Here is a 17455-nt window from a genome sequence, read left to right as displayed (position 1 = left end):
GTTTGGATCAATAGTCGTCGCGGTCGGCGTCGTGATGCTTCGCGGAGGCCGCGGGACGGTCAGTGACCCCGGCCGGCGGCGCGGACTGCCACTGCATCCACCAGAAGCCCAGCACAGCCACCAACATCAGGCCCGCGACACTCGACCACGCACGGCGGATGCCCTCGTTCGGCAGGCCGGTCTTGCGTCCGCTGATCATCGCGCCAACCAGATTCTCACGGTGCAGCCAACTGCTGGCAAAGACGGCGAGAACATGAATGCCCACCAGTGCAAGCATTGCGTTGGCGAAGCCCTCGTGCAGTTCGCCGAGCCAGTCACCGCCGACATCGTTGTAGGTGGCCCAGCCCGTTCCTGCCAGGCCGCACGCCATCAGCAGCAAGGCGATGATAGCAAGCGCACCAGCGGGGTTGTGGCCAATATGGTGCTCCGGCCGCCCGCGCATGATGCTGGTCAAATAGCGGAGTGCGGCAGCGGGGGACCGTACGAAGCTGGAAAACCTAGCGTATCGCGTGCCCACTATGCCCCACACCAGTCGAAAGCCGACCAGCGCCGCCATCGTGTATCCGAGTGTGATGTGGACAAGGCGCCACTGCTCACTTTCCGCGGTCAAGTAGGCACCCAGGAAGCTCAGCGCCAGCAGCCAGTGAAAGAGGCGGGTCGGCGCATCCCAAACCAGGATGCGGCGGGTGATGGAATCGGTTTTCATGGCTTCAGCGCGGGATGCGGACATTGTGTTCATTGAAGTCGCCTTGATCCGCCTTGGTATGGCAGGCAGCGCAGTTCGAGGCGCTCTTGATGGCAGGCCGGCGCCACACTGCAGCCGGCACTTCGTCGTGGGTGCGGGCGAACCACGCCGATCGGGTGATCCGGTCCTCGGGCGGCGGGGGTATTGACCTTGAGCGATCCGCCGCGTTGGCCGTGAGCCACTGATCGAGTTGCTTGACGGTGGCGGGGTCCAACGAAGCATCCGTCCCGTAGTGGTGCTGCAGGTTGCCCAGAATGCGCTGCCAGGAACTGGCGGGTAGCGCTCCGGGCGGATAGGCGATATGGCAAGACGCGCATTCCTGCCGATACTTGGGCAGCAGCGGTGCAGCGCGCATGCCAGGCCCCTCTTCGGCGGCGGCAAGAAACGACAGCCCGAGGCCCGCGATTGCCAGGCAAGCGCGTGCAGCTCGGCCTGTAACAACGAAACGGCCAGACATTTGGATACTCCGCATCAGGTCAGGAATTGAACGGGTTGCTGGATGGCCCTACTTCCCGAGGGTCATCAGCCAACTCAGCACGTCTGCTTTTTCGGCCACCGTGCACTCGCGCCCGACCACGTCGTTGCAGTTGCGCCGAAACCATTTCTCCGTCTTGGCGGCATCGGTAAAGCGCTCAGGATTGAATGCCGGAGCCAGCGGCGCGATCGACTTGCCAGTTGCGGCATGCCGGCCGGTCTGCGTGGGCGGGTTCCCATGGCAAGACGCACAGCTCCATTCACGGCCATGCTTGGATGTAAAAAATTCCTGGCCGCGGGACGGGTCGGAGGGGGCTCCGGCCTGCGCTCGATATTGATCAAGCAGTTGCGCGGGCGCTTGCGCATGTGCCAGGGGAGCGGCAGCGGCTAGCGCTAACGCCAAGACCGAATGCAGGCAGGCAACAGGAGGAAACTTTGAGATTGGCATCGCGGCCTCTCGCACTGAGGAATGCCTTAATGCTCTCGAATTCTTCTTAACGGATTCTTAAGCGATACCGCGGGGATCTATTTCAGTGGCCCGGTCAAGGATTGCACGCCTGCGTGGGCGACATGGACATGGCCACAGGTCGACCCTTTCAATCGGTGTGACTGCCACCGTAGCTGCGCACAGCAAGACAACCCGCTAGCGAGCCAGGATCGGCTTGCCGAACAGCAACGGCAGGAAATCATCAAGGAAGAACAACACCTGAATAGTTGCGCCGACACCTCGCGTCGATCCGTGGGTTGCAGGAAGGACCAGTTCCGCGGCGACCTGCCACGTATCCTTGACATAGGCGATTCCTGGGTTGACGGTGCCGCGCGTGCGTTGCCCGCGTGGCGAGTCGAACGCGAACTCAACCAAGGGAATCCACTGGTGCAGGGGTTCTTCCTTGGGCAGCACGCCTGGCACAAATCGATCCGTCAAATAGAGCGTGCTGTACTCCAATGCGAATCCCCAGTGCACCGCGGTGACGTTGGCTGTGCTCACACTGTTGAACTGCCGCGTCGTCGGGTCATAGCTCAAGTTGCCCGACGTTTTGCCGGTCGGCACAGCCACGCTGACGCCCGCTGTGATGGCGAATGGCCGCAACCAAGACCATGCGTCAGGCAAGGCGCCGAACCCCTGGCCTATATAAAGGCTGGGCGCGATGGTCGCTGAAGTGTTGGCGCCGAGCCGTTTGGCCCCGGTATGGGGCAGTCCATAGATGAGCGAGCCGGCAACAAGCGTCTCGTTCAGATCGTCCTCGTAGAGCCTGGACTTGAGCACCACGTCGGAACCGGTTGCGCCGGGCTGACGCATGCTGCCCCAGTCGCGCCGAATGAAGCCCGTGTCAAAACCGATCGAGACCTCGGGCGTCAGGAGCCTCGCGAACGAGATCGTTGCAGCGCGATCGGTGACGTTTCCGCTGTCATCAGGGCGTTTTACCGCACCCGCGGTGATCGAGAGTTCGTCAGCAACGGCTGGGTCATCGAAATTAAGTGTCCCTGGAAAAAAGCGGTTGCCCGCAATGCCGTGCGCACGCGATGGGCCGGAAACGCCACATGCAGCAAGGGCGAGCGCTGCTGCGCAAATGCGCACAAATGCGGATGGGCCGTACATGGTCGAAAGAATCTGCGGTCAGACCGCGAATGTGTTTTGTTGTGGTCGGGCAGATGCGGCACGCATGGCAGGGTGCCGCGCCCCATGCTGGTGATGCGGAGCAAATGTCCGAGTCGACCAATAGGCTATTTGCCCGGCGACGCGTGAACTTCCACGGTGATATGCGACAGTGCCTGGAGTCGCCGCAACCGTTGGTGATAAAACTGCGGCCCGCGATGCGCCTGGCCTGTGCTCACCGAGACCACCGCGCCCAGGTGGCCAGGGCCGATGCGCCACACGTGCAGGTCGAGCAGCGTGTCGCCATCGGACTCCAGCGCCGTCTTGATGCGCCTGCCGATATGCTTGTCCGGCGTCACGTCGACCAGAATGCCGCCGGTGTCGCGCATCAATCCGTACGCCCAGTTGGCGATGACCACCGCACCGACGACGCCTGCAAGGGGGTCCATCCAGAGCCAGCCAAATGTTCTGGCGAGCAGCAGACCGATAATGGCCAGCACAGAGACGGCGGCATCCGCCAGAACGTGCACATAGGCCGCGCGCATGTTGTGGTCGCGATGGTGTGCCCCGTGACCGTCGGCGTGATCGTGGTCATGCTCGTCGAAGGCCACGCTGTATTCCTGGCCGCCGATGCCGAGTACGGCAGTGAAGGCATGTGGTTCCGGAATCTCGGTGGTGGATTCCAGATAGTTTGCCTTGCGGACCAGCAGGAATTCCTGGCGGCTCCCGTCCGGCCGAATGGTGGTTACCGTCGCCACATCGCCCGGCAGCGGAGCGGTTTCTCCAGCTAACCGGAACACTGGCGGTACGCCATCTTCGAAGATCGACAGTGCGAACACGCCCCCGGGCGCGTCGATGTGCTGCACTTCCCTGCCATGCGGATGCGTGTCGCCAAGTCCGGCTGCGCCGTGGTCGTGTCCGTGGGCGTGACCATGGTGATGACTGTGGCCATGGCTGTGACCACCGTGGTCGCCACCGCTCAGCAGCCAGGCGCTGGCGATATTCACCAGCAGACCGACGACCGCAATCGGAATCGCCTCGCTAAAGTGGATCGGCACCGGCGAGAAGAATCGCGCCACCGCTTCGTAGCCGATCAACAGTGCAACCATCGCCAGGATGATGGCGCTGGTGAAGCCGGCTAGATCACCAAGCTTGCCTGTGCCGAACACGAAACGCGGGTCGTTCGCATGACGTCGCGCATAGGTGTAAGCCAGCGCAGCGATCAGCATGGCGCCTGCGTGCGTCGACATATGCAGCCCATCGGCCACCAGTGCCAGCGAGCCAAACACGCTTCCGCCGATGATCTCGGCGGCCATCATGAGCGTGCAGAGCACGATCACGGCCCAGGTTTTGCGCTCGTTCTTTTCATGTCCCTCGCCCAGGAACACGTGGTCGTGGCTGGCGTGGAACGGCGTGTCGTAGAAATTGCTCATGGCCGGCTCACCTGAAATAGCTATGCACGACCTCGATCAGCTGCTCTTTGGCGCTGCCGTCGGCGTGCTCATGTTCGTCATCCACCTCGGTCAGGTGGGTGCGGATGTGGTCTTCCAGCACCACGGCCAGCAGGCCATTCATGGCGCCTCGGCAGCTTGTGATCTGCTGCAGTACGGGGGCGCATCCCTGCTCCTCCTCCAGGGCGCGCTCGATGGCATCGAGCTGGCCGCGAATCCGGCGAACGCGATTAAGTAGCTTCTGCTTCTCGCGGATAGTGTGGCTCATTCATCACCTCAACCAAAATATACTATAGGGGGGTATGCTACATCAGATTTAAGTTGTCATAGCGGCCCAACTCCTTCCTCAAGGGAGAACTCACGCGCCACAGCTATCAGCCCGCAGTCCGTCATTTCGAGGTCGAATGGGGTGGGTTCCTGCTAGCAAGCGCGGACAGCGCACAGTTGGCCCACCACGCTCAGACGCTCTCCATCAACACGCTACGCCAGCGCTTGGCAGCACTCGCGCAGTGGCATCTCACACAGGGCTTTCTCGATCTCACGCGGGCACCGCATTGCCGCAAGGTCTAAGGGCATTCCCGTGCTGCATCCCGCAAGCGAGAAGCGCCCAAGCTCCTCGCCTGCAGCGCACCCAGCTTGAGCAGTTGGTCGCTGGTGGACGAACAACTAGCGTGTTTGCCAGTGCCAAGGCGAAAAGCGCGCCCACACCACCCATGCCCGTTACAAAGCCATCGTTGCGGAGCCCTGCTAGTGCGTAGTCGGGAATCCCTTTGCGTGGAGAGACCTCATGCCTCCCGCCGGAAAGGTCGTTACCCGTTCGCCGCGCCGGCGAGTGGGGCTGATCGCCTGTCCGTGGTTGCTGTCCACCCCCATCGGCCCCGACAAGAAAGTCGTGGTCGAGGCAAGTGCCACGAGCGCGCCTCGGTACTACTTCGGCATGCACGCAGCCATATTTCCAAAGGGATAGCAAACCCGTTCATAGGCTGCTTCCATTCCAGGACTGGCGGTAGTCCACCCCACGTCCATACGCGCCCGCGTAAATCAACTGCCGAATGGGATGACCGGGGCGACCCACGCGTGACTGATTCGATCAAAAATTAGTCGTGTCATAAGAGCACGCCGCCTCACCCACACCCAAGAAGAGTAGCGTTAGTGCGCGATACGGCGCCTGCTCAGCTTTCGTGCAGCGGAGTGGGATCAGGGTAAACATTGATCGATTCAATCATTTTATTGATTACAATGACTGGACCGATCGATGTTTGAGGCGTTCAGCCGTGCATCCCTCCGGTTCAAGCTGACCCACGGGCCGCAGCCCACCACGAAAGGATTGCCACATGACCGCGTCGTTCAAAGGGATCGTCCCTGCCCTGATCACCCCGATGACCCCGACGGAAGACGTGGACGAAAACGGCCTGCGCGTGCTGATCGATCGGCTGATCGACGCGGGCGTCCACGGGCTCTTCGTGCTCGGCACCAACGGCGAATTCATTGCGCTGAGCGAAGAAGAGAAGCTGCGCATCGCCCGTATTACCGTCGAGCAGGCGCGCGGCCGCGTGCCCGTGGTGGCGGGCACCGGCGCCTATGCCACGCGTGATGTGATCGCGCTCAACCACAAGATGCAAGACGTGGGTGTGGACGCCGTATCCGTCATCACGCCCTACTTCAACGGCGCCACGCAGCCGGAGCTGTTTGCGCATTACGAGCAGATCGCGCGCGCGACGTCGCTGCCGATCCTGCTGTACACGATTCCGGCCAAGGCCGGCGTGACGCTGACCGTCGACACCGTGCGCCGGCTGGCGGACATCCCGAACATCCGCGCCATCAAGGACAGTGGTGGCGATTTCGACCGCCTGCTGCAGCTCATCAACCTGCGCCGTGACGACTTTGCCGTGTTCACCGGCACCGATTCGATGATCCTCTGGACACTGATTGCCGGTGGCGACGGCGCGGTGGCAGCCACCACCAATGCGGTGCCGCACGTGGTCATGTCGATCTGGAATCAATTCCAGGCGGGCAACATTCCGGCCGCGCGTGCTGCACAGGAATCGTTGCGTGCACTGCGTGACGCGTTTGCGCTCGGCACCATGCCCGTAGTGCTGAAGACCGCCGCCGAGATGCTCGGCATGCCCGCAGGGCCGGCACGCTCGCCGGCCAAGCCGCTCGATGAGAAAAGCCGCGAACGCCTGGCTGAAGCGCTCGCCATCTACCGTGCCGCGCTGAACGTCGCCTAAGCACTGCCGCCCGCCCCAACATCATCGATCGCCATGTCCTCCACCTACCATTTCCAGACCGTCAAGCACATCGTCCACGGCGCAGGCAGTCTGGCATTGCTGCCCGAAAAGCTCGCGCTGCTTGATGTGCCCGTCAAACGCATCGCACTCATCACCCAACCGGTGATGGAGCAGAACGGCGTGATCGGCCGCGTGGTGCAAGCGCTGGCCGCGCGCGACATCGAGGCGCGCATCGTACGCGGCGTCGAACCGGAACCGACGATTGAGAACGTCGAGACCGTCTTCCGCGAGCAGATCGCGCCGTTTGCGCCGGATGCCATCCTGTCAATCGGTGGCGGCAGCGTGCTGGATGCGGCCAAGCTGTTTGCAGTGCGCCTGACCAACGAACAGCCGCTGCGCGAATGGCTCGGCATTGATCTGATCAAGCGCCCCGGCATTCCGCTGGTGTTGGTCCCAACCACGGCGGGCACGGGTTCTGAAGTCACGCCCAACGCCATCGTCACGCTGCCCGATGAAGAACTGAAGGTGGGTATCGTCAGCCGACATCTGCTGCCACAACTGGTGATTCTCGATGCGGAACTGACCTTCGACCTGCCCAAACCGATCACGGCAGCCACGGGCATCGACGCATTCGTGCATTCGCTGGAGTCGTATATCTCGACCAAGGCCAACCCGGTGAGCGACATGTTTGCGATGGAGTCGATGCGGTTCATCGCCGCGAACCTTGTCGAGGCATATCAGAACGGCCGCTCGGTCAAGGCGCGCGAGGCGATGATGCTGGGTTCGATGTACGGCGGCCTGGCGCTGACCGCCGCCGGCACGGCCGCCGTGCATGCGCTGGCGTATCCGCTCGGTGGCATGTTCGGCATTACGCACGGTGTGGCCAACGCGATGCTGTTGCCGCACGTAATGTCGTTCAACAAGGATGCCATCGTCGGGCGGCTGGCCAACGTGGCACGTGCACTGGACATCAGCAGCCATGACAGTGACGACGAGACCGCCGCCGATGCGCTCCTCGAACGGCTGACCGAGTGGACCGACGTTGTGCAGATTCCGCAGGACTTGCGCCAGTTCGGCGTGTCGGAAACGCACCTGGACGTGCTGGCCGAGGCCGCGTCGAAGGTCAAGCGTCTGCTGGGCAACAACCCCAAGCCGCTGAGCCACGCAGACATCAAGGCTATCTACCAGCGCCTGCTGCCGTGAACACGTCCGCCCACACCGCTCCGAAGCTGCTGATCCTGGCCGACGACCTGTCGGGCGCCGCCGATTGCGCGGTGGCCGGCGTGCGGGCCGGATTGCGCAGCGCGGTCATGCTGCGCGCCGATGTTGGACACCCCATCGGGTATCCGACCACCGCCGACGTCCTCGCACTGGACACCGACACGCGGCGCGCCAATGCCGTCGATGCGGCGGCCACGCAGGTGGCGGCATGGCATGCACTGGCTCGGCCAGCCACGCGGCTCTACAAGAAGATCGATTCGACCCTGCGCGGCAACGTCGCTGCTGAGGTGGCCGCGCTTGCACCGCTGGCGGGCCTGGCCATCGTGGCGCCGGCGTTTCCGGCAGCCGGACGCACCACCCGCGACGGCCGCCAGTGGCTGTACGGCGTGGCCGTGGAAGACACCGAGGTGTGGCGCAACGAAAGCATCGGCGGCCGCGCCGATCTGCGCGTCATGCTGGAGCGCCAGGGCCTTCAGACCGCCGTGCTGACGCTTGACGACATCCGCGCCGGTGCCGCCGCGCTGGCCGGTCGCCTGGCGGCACTACAGGCGGACGGTGTGCAAGCCGTGGTGTGCGACGCCCAGACCGATGACGACCTCGCGCACATCGCCGAGACCTCCGTGCGGCTGGCGCATGTGTTCTGGGTCGGCTCCGCCGGTCTGGCGCCCGCGCTGATTCGCGCGGCGGGGCTCGGCAGCGCCAACGCCGCTGTCGAAGGCGATGCGGCAACCGCAATCGCCGGGCCGGTGCTGACGGTGGTGGGCAGCATGTCCAGCGTGTCCCATGCGCAGGCGTCGGAATTGAAGGCCGCTGCCGGTGCGCGCCTGCTGTCGCTGAAGCTGCCCGTGGAAGCGCTCGACACACCGCAGGCGGACATCACCCAGACCGTCATCGATGCGCTGTGCGAAGGCCGCGACGTGCTAGTCACGCTCAGCCAAACCACGCGCGGCAACGGCGCCGACGGCCTGCACTTCTGCCGCCGCCTCGCCACGTTGCTGGCGCCGGCCTTGCCGCATGCCGGCGGGCTGATCGCCACCGGCGGCGAGACCGCGCGCGCCGTGCTGTCGACCGCCGGCATCGACGCGCTGCGCCTGTGCGACGAAATCGAATCCGGCATGCCGCTGCTGCATGCCCAACTTACTGGCGTCGGCCGCGTGCTGCCGGTCGTCACCAAGGCGGGGGGCTTCGGCACACCCGGCTCCCTGCATGCCGCTTGGCGACGGTTGATCGAAACCGCAGCCAGCACCCCACCCAAAGGAACTCACGCAATGACCTATCGTCCTGTCATCGGCATCACCATGGGCGATGCCGCCGGTGTCGGCCCCGAGATCATCATGAAGGCGCTCACACACCGCGCGGTGTACGAGCAATGCCGACCTCTGGTGATTGGCGACACGGCACGACTGCGCGATGCCGCCCAACGTACCGGCGTGGCACTGGAAGTTCGCTCGATCGAGCGCCCTGCCGATGCCGGCTTCCGCTACGGCGTAGTGGACTGCATCGACCTCGGCCTCATTCCTGCCGACCTGCCCTACGGCAAGCTCTCTCCCATCGCGGGCGATGCCGCGTATCAGTACATCGCCCGCACCGTCGAGCTGACGTCCGCTGGCGAACTGGATGCCATCTGTACCGCGCCGCTGAACAAGGAAGCGCTGCACGCCGGCGGCCACATCTTCCCGGGCCACACCGAAATGCTGGCGCACCTGACCGGCATCGATGAGGTTTCGATGATGCTCGTGGCGCCCAACCTGCGCGTGATCCACGTGACGACCCATATCGGGCTGCTAGACGCCATCCGCCGCATCGAGCCGGGCCTGGTCCAGCGCACCATCGAACGCGCGCACGCCACGCTGGTACGCGCCGGCATCGAGAACCCGCGCATCGGTGTCTGCGGCATCAACCCGCATGCGGGAGAAAACGGGCTGTTCGGCCATGGCGAAGAAGAGCAAAAGATCATCCCCGCCGTGCAGGTGCTGCAGGCACGCGGCTGGCGCGTAGAGGGCCCGCTGCCCGCCGACACGCTGTTCTTCCGCGCCGGCCGTGGCGACTTCGATATGGTGGTGGCGATGTATCACGACCAGGGCCACGGACCGGTCAAGGTGATGGGCCTGGAAGCCGGTGTGAACGTCACCGTGGGCCTGCCGGTAATCCGTACTTCGGTCGACCATGGAACCGCGTTCGACATTGCCGGCAAGGGCATCGCCGATGAACGCAGCATGCTCGAAGCGTTTCGCCAGGCCTGTGAACTCGCCACCCGACACGATGACCCGCAAGCCGTACGTGCGGCCTGACATCCCATCCATGCAGCACGAATTGATGTAGCGCCCCCGCGCAATGCCTGACCCGACGGAGACACGCCGGGCTGGCCGGAGCCATTCGCTCAAGAATCAGGAGACAAAAGATGACCTCGTTTTCGACCTGGGACACCACCATGATCATCGCCATGGTCGTGGTCTATATCGTGGTGACCAGCGTGGCCAGCATCCGGCTGCGCAGCCGCACTTCCGAGCAATTCATGGTGGCCGGTCGCTCGATGCCGGCCGTGGTGGTGGCCGTGCTGCTGATGTCGGAATACATCGGCGCCAAGTCGACCATCGGCACCTCGCAAGAAGCCTTCAGCGTGGGTATTGCAGCGTCGTGGTCGGTCATCTCCGCCGCCATCGGCTTTCTGCTGTTTGGCCTGTTCATGGCCAAGCGTCTGTATGCGTCGGGGCAGTTCACCATCTCCGGCTTCATCGCCAAGAAGTACGGCAACACGGCCAAGCTGGTGGTGTCGGCCATCATGATCTACGCGCTGTTTCTGGTGAACGTGGGCAACTATGTCAGCGGCGCGGCGGCCATCTCCACCGTCATGCACATCGACCTTCCGATCGCGGCGCTCATCACGGCTGCCGTCAGCACGATCTACTTCGTGTGGGGCGGTCTCAAGAGCGTGGCGTATCTGACCATCGTGCACAGCGCGGTCAAGGTGGTCGGCATCGGCATCATCGTCGCGGTGGCGTGGAAGCTCTCTGGCGGCATTGCCCCGATGGCGCAGGCCATGCCGGAGCACTACTTCACGTGGAAGGGTGCGCTGTCCGGCGGCACCATCGGCGCGTGGATCATCGGTTCGGCCGGGGCGATCTTCTCCACCCAGTTCATCATTCAAGCCATTTCTTCCACCAAGAGCCCTGAAGCCGCCCGCTCGGCTTCGCTCATGGCGGCGGTGCTGTGCGTGCCGATCTCGATTGCGCTGGGCTTCATCGGCGTGGCCGCCAAGTATCTGTACCCGGGCATCAAGAGCCTGTATGCGCTACCGGTCTTTCTGCAACACATGCATCCGCTGCTGGCCGGCGTGGTAACGACTTCGCTGGTGGCGTCGATCTTCGTGAGCGTGTGTACGGTGGCTCTCGCCATTGCTTCGCTCATCGTGACCGACTTCTATGTGCCGCGCTATCGCCCGTCGGCCGAGCAGGAAATGCGCATGACACGCTGGATCTCGCTGGCGGTGGGCGTGCTGCCACTGGTGTTCGTGCTGTTCGTGCCGCAAATCCTGGCGCTATCGTTCTTCACGCGGGCGCTGCGGCTGTCGGTGTCCATCGTTGCGCTCATCGGCATCTATCTGCCGTTCTTCAACAGCAGTCGTGGAGCCGTTTCGGGCCTGATCCTGGCCGCGATTGCAACCACCATCTGGTATCTGCTCGGCAACCCGTTCGGCGTCGACAACATGTACATCGCGCTCGTCACGCCCGCCCTCGTTCTGGTGGTCGAGAAGCTGCTCTTTCGCGCGGCTGAGCCTGCACAGGCCAGCGCACCCGTCGCCAACATCAAGCCAAACAACGCGGCGCATTGATCCCCAGACACCGAGCATTGAACTGAGACATAACATGACTGCCACCCTTCCGGCCTACGCCGCCTTCGATTCGAACGTGCGAGCTGCCTATACCGACGCCGAGCGCCGCGAAGCGTTCCTGCCCACACCTTGCGTTCAAAACCACGCGGCCAACCTGCACGCGCTGCCCAACGGCGACTTGCTGTGCGTGTGGTTTGGCGGCACGCAGGAAGGCATTCCCGATGTATCGATCTACCTGTCTCGGTTGGCGGCAGGCACCTCCGAATGGCAGCCTGCGACCAAGCTATCGGAAGACCCGACACGATCGGAGCAGAACCCGGTACTGTTCACCACACCCACCGGCGAACTCTGGCTGATCTACACCGCGCAGCTTTCGGGACACCAGAACACAGCCATCGTGCGCCGGCGTATCTCGACAGACGGCGGCCGAAGCTGGGGGCCCATCGATACGCTGTTCGACCAGGCCGGCACCTTCGTGCGCCAGCCAATCGTCGTGCTGCCCGACGGCGCGTGGGCCTGCCCGGTCTTCCTGTGCCGCACGCAACCAGGCGAACGCTGGGTCGGCAATGACGACATCAGCGCCGTCATGATCTCCGAAGACCAGGGCCGCACCTGGAGCCGCCACGACGTGCCCGACAGCATCGGCTGCGTGCACATGAACGTGCAGACGCTGGCCGACGGCAGCCTGCTGGCGCTGTACCGCAGCCGCTGGGCAGATCATATCTACGCCAGCCGCTCGCAAGACGGCCGTACCTGGAGCGCACCGCAGCCGACAACGCTGCCCAACAACAATTCGTCGATCCAGTTTGTGGCACTGCGAAACGGTCATCTCGCGCTGGTCTACAACGAGAGCGATGCCTCGCACAGCACCGGTCGACGCACCTCGCTGTACGACGACATTGAAGACGCCGAAGACCATGGCGAGCTGCGCGACCAGCAGGCATCCACGCGGGGCACCGCTTTCTGGGGCGCCCCGCGTGCGCCGCTGTCGCTGGCCATCTCGGAAGATGGTGGCCACACCTGGCGCCGCCGCAACATTGAAATTGGCGACGGTTATTGCATGACCAACAATTCTGCCGACCAGCGCAACCGCGAGTATTCGTATCCCTCCATCGTGCAAGGGAACGACGGCGCGCTGCACATCGCCTTTACCTATTTCCGCCAGCGCATCAAATACGTGACGGTTGACGAATCGTGGGTGCGCGGCTGACCCCGTTTGGGGCCGATTTGCTACAGTGGCTCCCCATCTGAGGTCGGTTGGATATTTGCAGACATGAAAGTCACGAAGCGCCGCGAGGCCATGCTGAAAGCCGTGCTGGGCGGAATGAACGACGTCGCCACACTGTGCGAGCACTTCGGCATGTCGGAAGCCACCGTGCGCCGCGACCTGCGCGCGCTCGCTTCCGATCGCCGCATCCTGCGCACGTATGGCGGCGCGGCGGCGGTCGGTTCGCACGAACCCGAAGCCCCGCTGGAAGAGCGCCGCAGCAGCGCACGTGAGCAGAAGGAAGCGATTGCCCGCCTCGCGCAAGCACACATCGCCGACGGCGACACCATCTTCCTCGACGGCGGCACGACCACCGCGGCACTGGCGCGTCACCTGTCCGGCAAGCAGATCCACGTTGTCACGAACAACTTGATGGTCGTGACATCGCTGGCGGCTGGCGGCATCCCGGTCACGCTCATCGGCGGTGATGTGCGCCCGTCGAGCATGAGCACGCTTGGGCCGCTCGCGCAGTTGTCGCTCGGCCGCGTGAGTGTCGACAAGGCATTTCTGAGCGCCGACGGCGTGGTCGCCACCAACGGCCTGTGTGAAGCGTCGGCCGATCAGGCGTATCTGAAGGAATGCGTCATCCGTCAGGCCGCGCAGGTGATCGTGCTGGCCACGGCGGACAAGCTCGGGCGCGCCACCCAGCAGCACTGGACGCCTATCGAACGACCCTGGACGCTCATCACCGACAACGGTGCATCGCCCGATCAACTGGAGCCATTCCACGAACGCGACGAGGTCGACGTGGAAATCGCGCCGCTGGACTAAGCATGCCAACCCGCCCCGCACCGCAAGCCGCTGCCGCCCGTCATGCCATCGTGACTGGCGCCTCCTCGGGCATCGGCCGCGCCATTGCAGAGCGCCTGCTGGCCGACGGCTGGCGCGTGACAGGCCTGTGCCGGACCGCGCCCGCCGAGCCGGTCGAAGGGTTGGAGATCGCACAGGTGGATGTGACGGACTTCGCGCGGTTGGGCAAGGTATGCGACAGCCTGGGCGCAGTTGACGCACTTGTGCATGCTGCCGGCTTCATGCGCACAGCCCCATTGGGCGAGCTTTCCGCCGCCGATGGTGAGGCGATGTGGCGCGTGCACGTCGATGCCGCCGCCTTCCTCGCAGACAGACTCGTGCAGCGCATGCCGGCCGGCGGCCGCATTCTTTTGATCGGTAGCCGCACGGCCAACGGCGCCCCAACGCGCAGCCAGTACGCCGCCACCAAGGCGGCCCTCGTGGGTATGGCGCGTTCGTGGGCCGCCGAACTGGCGCCGCGCGGCATCACCGTCAACGTGATTGCGCCCGGCGCGACGGATACACCGTTCCTGCACGACCCTGCACGCGCGCACACCCCGCCGCGCATGCCGCCCATCGGCCGGTTCATCGCGCCCGAAGAAGTGGGCGCCATGGCGGCATTCCTGGCAAGCGAATACGGCGGCGCCATCACCGGTCAGCAGATCGTGATGTGTGGCGGGGCGTCGTTGTAGCGCTGGCGTGCAGTTAGGAGATCACGCCAAAGCGGGGCAGATGCCCGGTGGCCTCGGCGAGCAATCAGCCTTGCCTTGCTTGCATCGTGCGCGCGGCTGCACCCTCCAATGCATGAGCGGGGTAGATCCCTTGACCCGTTGCAATGAACAGCATCCGGTTAGCCGAATTGCCTCACGTACGTGATCACGCATCGCGTTGCCGACGAGCTGGACGAAGCCAGACAGAAGATTCTGGCGAACAGGCGAGCATGATCAGCTAGCCTGTAGCGTCAGTTTCGCTTTCCCGCCATCGCAGGGCTTCGATCACCAGAGCCAGCGCCGGCGAGACGTGTCTGCGGCGTAGTACAGGTCGTTGCCCGGAAACGACAGCCACCAGTCCTGCTGCACCGGTACCAATAGGCCCGCATCGATATGGGGCTGCATGGTGTCCAGGGGCACGAAGGCGAAGCCCATCGCTCGGTGAGTTCGTGCGGCCTGGCGGGAAGTCGTTTGTCCGCCATTTAGCCAGGTGACGTCGCCACAGCCATGCCCTGCCCCGGCGCGAGACGCACGGCCACCATGTCCTTGTCCACGCGATCTCCTACGCGCACGCCGGCGTCGAAGCGCTGCGCAGCGATATCTGTGAATGCGTAGTCCACGCTGAACTCGACATGGACGTCGGGATAGTCTCGCAGCAAGGGCAGCAGCCGAGGCTAGAGCACGGTGGTGATGGTGTGGTCGTGGGCCGTGATGCGCACGGTGCCCGCAGGCTTGGCTCGCAGTGCAGTGAGGGCCCCGAGCTCCAGTCCGATCTCATCGAGCCGGGGTGCCACCGCTTCCAGTAGCCGTGCACCGGCCTCCGTAGTGGAAACGCTGCGGGTAGTGCGCGTCAGTAGCCGCACACCCAGCCGCGCTTCCAGGGCATGCATCGCATGGCTCAGCGCTGAGCGAGACAGCCCCATTTGCGCCGCAGCGCGGGTGAAACTGCGCTCCCGTGCCACGGCCACGAAGGCTTGCAAGTCGTTGAGGACGGTGGAATACGACTGTTTGAGGCTCGCGCGCCGCCGTCAGGGGTTCGACATCGACTCTTGGCCTTCCATGACCGAGGCACAAATGCGCCTCATTGATCGCGAGCCTTGGCGCGCAGGAGAAGAGCGAGGCGATGCCTGGCGCAAAGGCGCCGGCAATGAAGACGCCTAGTGATCAAGCGACCATCCCGGATTAGGCACGTTTTTCCCTTCGCGATAGGTCCAGCTGGCGCCGCACGTGCGGCATGCGAACGTGCTCACCGTGACGGCAGCGGTCTTGGATGCCTTGATGCGCTGGGTGTCGGTGATCCTTAAGAAAGCATGGCCTGACGCACCAAGTCGGTGGACTTCAATGGCAAGGCAAGCGCGGCAGAGTGTCATGCCAACTCCTTTCTCAAATAACGTGGACTGAATATGGCGCGAGCGCTAGGGCTAATGCCCAGGCATTGGGCTGCGATGCGTTCCGCTGCATCGCCTTTGGACTAGACGCCAAAGACAGGAGCGCCGTACTTCAACAGCAACTGCTCGATCTGGCCCATGTCATCGGTGCGCGGCGTTCTGTCTTCCGTCACGCGCGACGGGCCACCATAGACTGCAGCCACATGCCTACGCACCGTCAACACATCATTGGCAGGCGGTTCGATCATGACGGGGTCGCCCGGTACGTGCCGATAGCTGCCATCTTTCCAGCCCTCGGGCGTCAGATGCAGTTCTTCCCATTCTTCGCTAGCAAACATGGTGACTTCCTTCCCTTTGACTTCGGGGTTGCGCCTGCCGTTGCCGCAAGCGAAAAAGCCGCCCAAGGCGGCTTGCGTGGTTCAGTTCTTGTGACGGTGCGTCAGACGTGCGATGGCTGCTCTTCCGGCAAGCCGCGCCGCATTCCTCGCGAGTGCTTCGGTGCCATGTACGTTGTGGCGCATCGAGACGTTGGCGAGGAGGCGTTCCGTGCCATCTCTGTACTCATTGATGAGATAGGTGGCAAACCAGACGCCGGGTTCTTGTTCAATTGGGTACACGGATACCGTGTACGGGGAGTCGACTTTGTTCAATACAGTGCTAGGTTCGGGCGAGAGCTGATGCAGGCGTGGAGCGCCTGGGCAAACCAGTTCCTGCTGATGAGCTACGCCACGATGGGTAAGGCCAACGCCTTGGTGCATGCATACAAATGCATGGCGCAAGCGATTGGAAACGAGGTGACCGTACTTGCGTAGGCCGGCACGCCTAGTACATGCGCGCTGCGTACGGAGCGGATAAACCGCCGGTCAGATAGGTGATGGGCCGCATGGCCCAAGGTGATTCGGGTGTACGCCCGACGGGTGGTCAGCGTTTTGTCTGTTTTCTTGCTGTGCACCCAGCCCGATCTATTCGAACATTCGAACGACAGGCAAAGATTGCGCATAGTAACAGCTTCTCGCAATCGCTGCTCGTCTTGAACGACATGCCCCGGAGCGCGGAGATTGACCTATTACCTATCGCCTCAGCTTGCCCCACCACTGAGCGCGCGCAGCATGCCACGCGGCACTTCGAAAGATCGTCACGCCACCGTGTACTTATGGGAGTACAGTGGGGCACCGACCGCGGCGCTCCAGTTCTTGCTTCCGTGAGTACGAAAGCAAAGTTACCCGCACTTAGGATCACGGCGCTCGGGAGCGCCTCCTGCCCTGGACCAAGCCCTGCACGCTGTCATCCTCGCCTGTTCCGCACACGGACACTTGCCTGTTGATGCTCGCGACTCGCGATGTAAGTCATGGAGATCCGTGATGCTCGACCTTGTCGCATTTACCAAACCGGTGCTGGATGAAATTACCGGGCAGGACGTGCGAACCTGGCACTCCGGGCCGAGTGTGCTGGCGGCAAACTGGCAGGTGCCTGAGTTCGACAGCCGTATCTGGCGTGTGAGAACGCTGACGATCGCATTCACGCACGATGTCATGAATCAGTTGATGCACGCAGATCAGCAAGACCTTTGTCAGCTGCAGTGCATGCTTGACCGCTTTCTGCGGGCGCAGTTGGGCATGCATGCCCAAGCGGACCGTGGAGATCGAATGCTCGTGATCACCGTCGATCATCTTGGGGTGGCGTCATAGCCGACCAGGCCAATCAGCGGGTTGCCGATCACAATCACTGTCGATGCCCCGCCGGGGTGTCG

Annotated in this window: 20 protein-coding genes; 9 read left to right on the top strand and 11 right to left on the bottom strand. The window is 63.5% G+C overall.

What is annotated here, in order from left to right; all coding sequences use genetic code 11:
* Window positions 1-7: 7 nt before the first annotated feature.
* The 6 genes from ACUXH0_RS19180 to ACUXH0_RS19155 form a co-directional block, all read right to left on the bottom strand.
* Window positions 8-739: a cytochrome b/b6 domain-containing protein gene (locus ACUXH0_RS19180; protein WP_024973445.1), complete on the bottom strand. Its 732-nt coding sequence runs from the start codon at window positions 737-739 to the stop codon at window positions 8-10.
* On the bottom strand, window positions 711-1202 hold the full coding sequence (locus ACUXH0_RS19175; protein WP_004629738.1) for a diheme cytochrome c: 492 nt from the start codon (window positions 1200-1202) through the stop codon (window positions 711-713). Before ACUXH0_RS19175 ends, ACUXH0_RS19180 begins: the two co-directional genes overlap by 29 nt.
* Before the next feature lie 48 nt (window positions 1203-1250).
* Complete coding sequence (locus tag ACUXH0_RS19170; protein WP_004629741.1) at window positions 1251-1667, bottom strand: DUF1924 domain-containing protein; 417 nt, start codon at window positions 1665-1667, stop codon at window positions 1251-1253.
* 195 nt (window positions 1668-1862) lie between these two features.
* Entirely contained in the window at window positions 1863-2819 is a 957-nt protein-coding gene (locus ACUXH0_RS19165) for a hypothetical protein (protein ID WP_182594517.1), read from the bottom strand.
* A 125-nt stretch (window positions 2820-2944) separates the two neighbouring features.
* Window positions 2945-4249, bottom strand: coding sequence for a CDF family Co(II)/Ni(II) efflux transporter DmeF (gene dmeF / locus ACUXH0_RS19160; protein WP_182594516.1), 1305 nt, complete (start codon window positions 4247-4249; stop codon window positions 2945-2947).
* 7 nt (window positions 4250-4256) lie between these two features.
* On the bottom strand, window positions 4257-4535 hold the full coding sequence (locus ACUXH0_RS19155; RefSeq protein WP_004629747.1) for a metal/formaldehyde-sensitive transcriptional repressor: 279 nt from the start codon (window positions 4533-4535) through the stop codon (window positions 4257-4259).
* 176 nt (window positions 4536-4711) lie between these two features.
* Between ACUXH0_RS19155 and ACUXH0_RS19150 the strand changes: the two genes are divergently transcribed.
* From ACUXH0_RS19150 to ACUXH0_RS19115, 8 genes are all read left to right on the top strand, one after another.
* The gene (locus ACUXH0_RS19150) at window positions 4712-4837 is read left to right on the top strand and encodes a hypothetical protein (protein WP_259393726.1); all 126 of its coding nucleotides are present in this window, start codon (window positions 4712-4714) and stop codon (window positions 4835-4837) included.
* Window positions 4838-5601: 764 nt separating this feature from the next.
* On the top strand, window positions 5602-6498 hold the full coding sequence (gene dapA / locus ACUXH0_RS19145; RefSeq protein ID WP_004629750.1) for a 4-hydroxy-tetrahydrodipicolinate synthase: 897 nt from the start codon (window positions 5602-5604) through the stop codon (window positions 6496-6498).
* Between the two features lie 33 nt (window positions 6499-6531).
* A complete protein-coding gene (locus ACUXH0_RS19140; RefSeq protein WP_182594515.1) occupies window positions 6532-7701 on the top strand; it encodes an iron-containing alcohol dehydrogenase in 1170 nt (389 codons plus the stop codon).
* A complete protein-coding gene (gene pdxA / locus ACUXH0_RS19135) occupies window positions 7698-10010 on the top strand; it encodes a 4-hydroxythreonine-4-phosphate dehydrogenase PdxA (protein WP_182594514.1) in 2313 nt (770 codons plus the stop codon). Before ACUXH0_RS19140 ends, pdxA begins: the two co-directional genes overlap by 4 nt.
* A 110-nt stretch (window positions 10011-10120) precedes the next feature.
* Complete coding sequence (locus tag ACUXH0_RS19130) at window positions 10121-11551, top strand: sodium:solute symporter family protein (protein ID WP_182594513.1); 1431 nt, start codon at window positions 10121-10123, stop codon at window positions 11549-11551.
* Window positions 11552-11585: 34 nt separating this feature from the next.
* On the top strand, window positions 11586-12761 hold the full coding sequence (locus ACUXH0_RS19125) for a sialidase family protein (protein ID WP_004629758.1): 1176 nt from the start codon (window positions 11586-11588) through the stop codon (window positions 12759-12761).
* A 63-nt stretch (window positions 12762-12824) separates the two neighbouring features.
* A complete protein-coding gene (locus tag ACUXH0_RS19120) occupies window positions 12825-13589 on the top strand; it encodes a DeoR/GlpR family DNA-binding transcription regulator (protein ID WP_004629760.1) in 765 nt (254 codons plus the stop codon).
* A gap of 2 nt (window positions 13590-13591) precedes the next feature.
* Window positions 13592-14299 carry an SDR family NAD(P)-dependent oxidoreductase gene (locus ACUXH0_RS19115; protein WP_182594512.1) on the top strand — a complete coding sequence of 236 codons (708 nt, stop codon included), beginning with the start codon at window positions 13592-13594 and terminating at the stop codon, window positions 14297-14299.
* Window positions 14300-14799: 500 nt separating this feature from the next.
* Here ACUXH0_RS19115 and ACUXH0_RS19110 read toward each other — a convergent pair whose 3' ends face one another.
* The 5 genes from ACUXH0_RS19110 to ACUXH0_RS19090 all read right to left on the bottom strand — a co-directional run bounded on the left by ACUXH0_RS19110 (window position 14800) and on the right by ACUXH0_RS19090 (window position 16355).
* On the bottom strand, window positions 14800-14937 hold the full coding sequence (locus ACUXH0_RS19110; RefSeq protein WP_404944696.1) for a type 2 periplasmic-binding domain-containing protein: 138 nt from the start codon (window positions 14935-14937) through the stop codon (window positions 14800-14802).
* 54 nt (window positions 14938-14991) lie between these two features.
* Complete coding sequence (locus ACUXH0_RS19105) at window positions 14992-15279, bottom strand: LysR family transcriptional regulator (RefSeq protein WP_404944698.1); 288 nt, start codon at window positions 15277-15279, stop codon at window positions 14992-14994.
* Window positions 15280-15474: 195 nt separating this feature from the next.
* A complete protein-coding gene (locus tag ACUXH0_RS19100) occupies window positions 15475-15687 on the bottom strand; it encodes a hypothetical protein (protein WP_004629768.1) in 213 nt (70 codons plus the stop codon).
* 101 nt (window positions 15688-15788) lie between these two features.
* Window positions 15789-16043 (bottom strand): hypothetical protein, encoded by a 255-nt coding sequence (locus tag ACUXH0_RS19095; protein WP_004629771.1) that lies wholly within the window; start codon window positions 16041-16043, stop codon window positions 15789-15791.
* An 81-nt stretch (window positions 16044-16124) separates the two neighbouring features.
* Entirely contained in the window at window positions 16125-16355 is a 231-nt protein-coding gene (locus tag ACUXH0_RS19090; RefSeq protein WP_012434987.1) for a hypothetical protein, read from the bottom strand.
* A gap of 711 nt (window positions 16356-17066) precedes the next feature.
* Between ACUXH0_RS19090 and ACUXH0_RS19085 the strand changes: the two genes are divergently transcribed.
* Window positions 17067-17393: a hypothetical protein gene (locus ACUXH0_RS19085; RefSeq protein WP_004629775.1), complete on the top strand. Its 327-nt coding sequence runs from the start codon at window positions 17067-17069 to the stop codon at window positions 17391-17393.
* Window positions 17394-17455 lie beyond the last annotated feature (62 nt).

This window comes from Ralstonia sp. 110700041-2, assembly GCF_056280165.1.
This window is presented reverse-complemented; position numbering and strand designations above follow the sequence as displayed.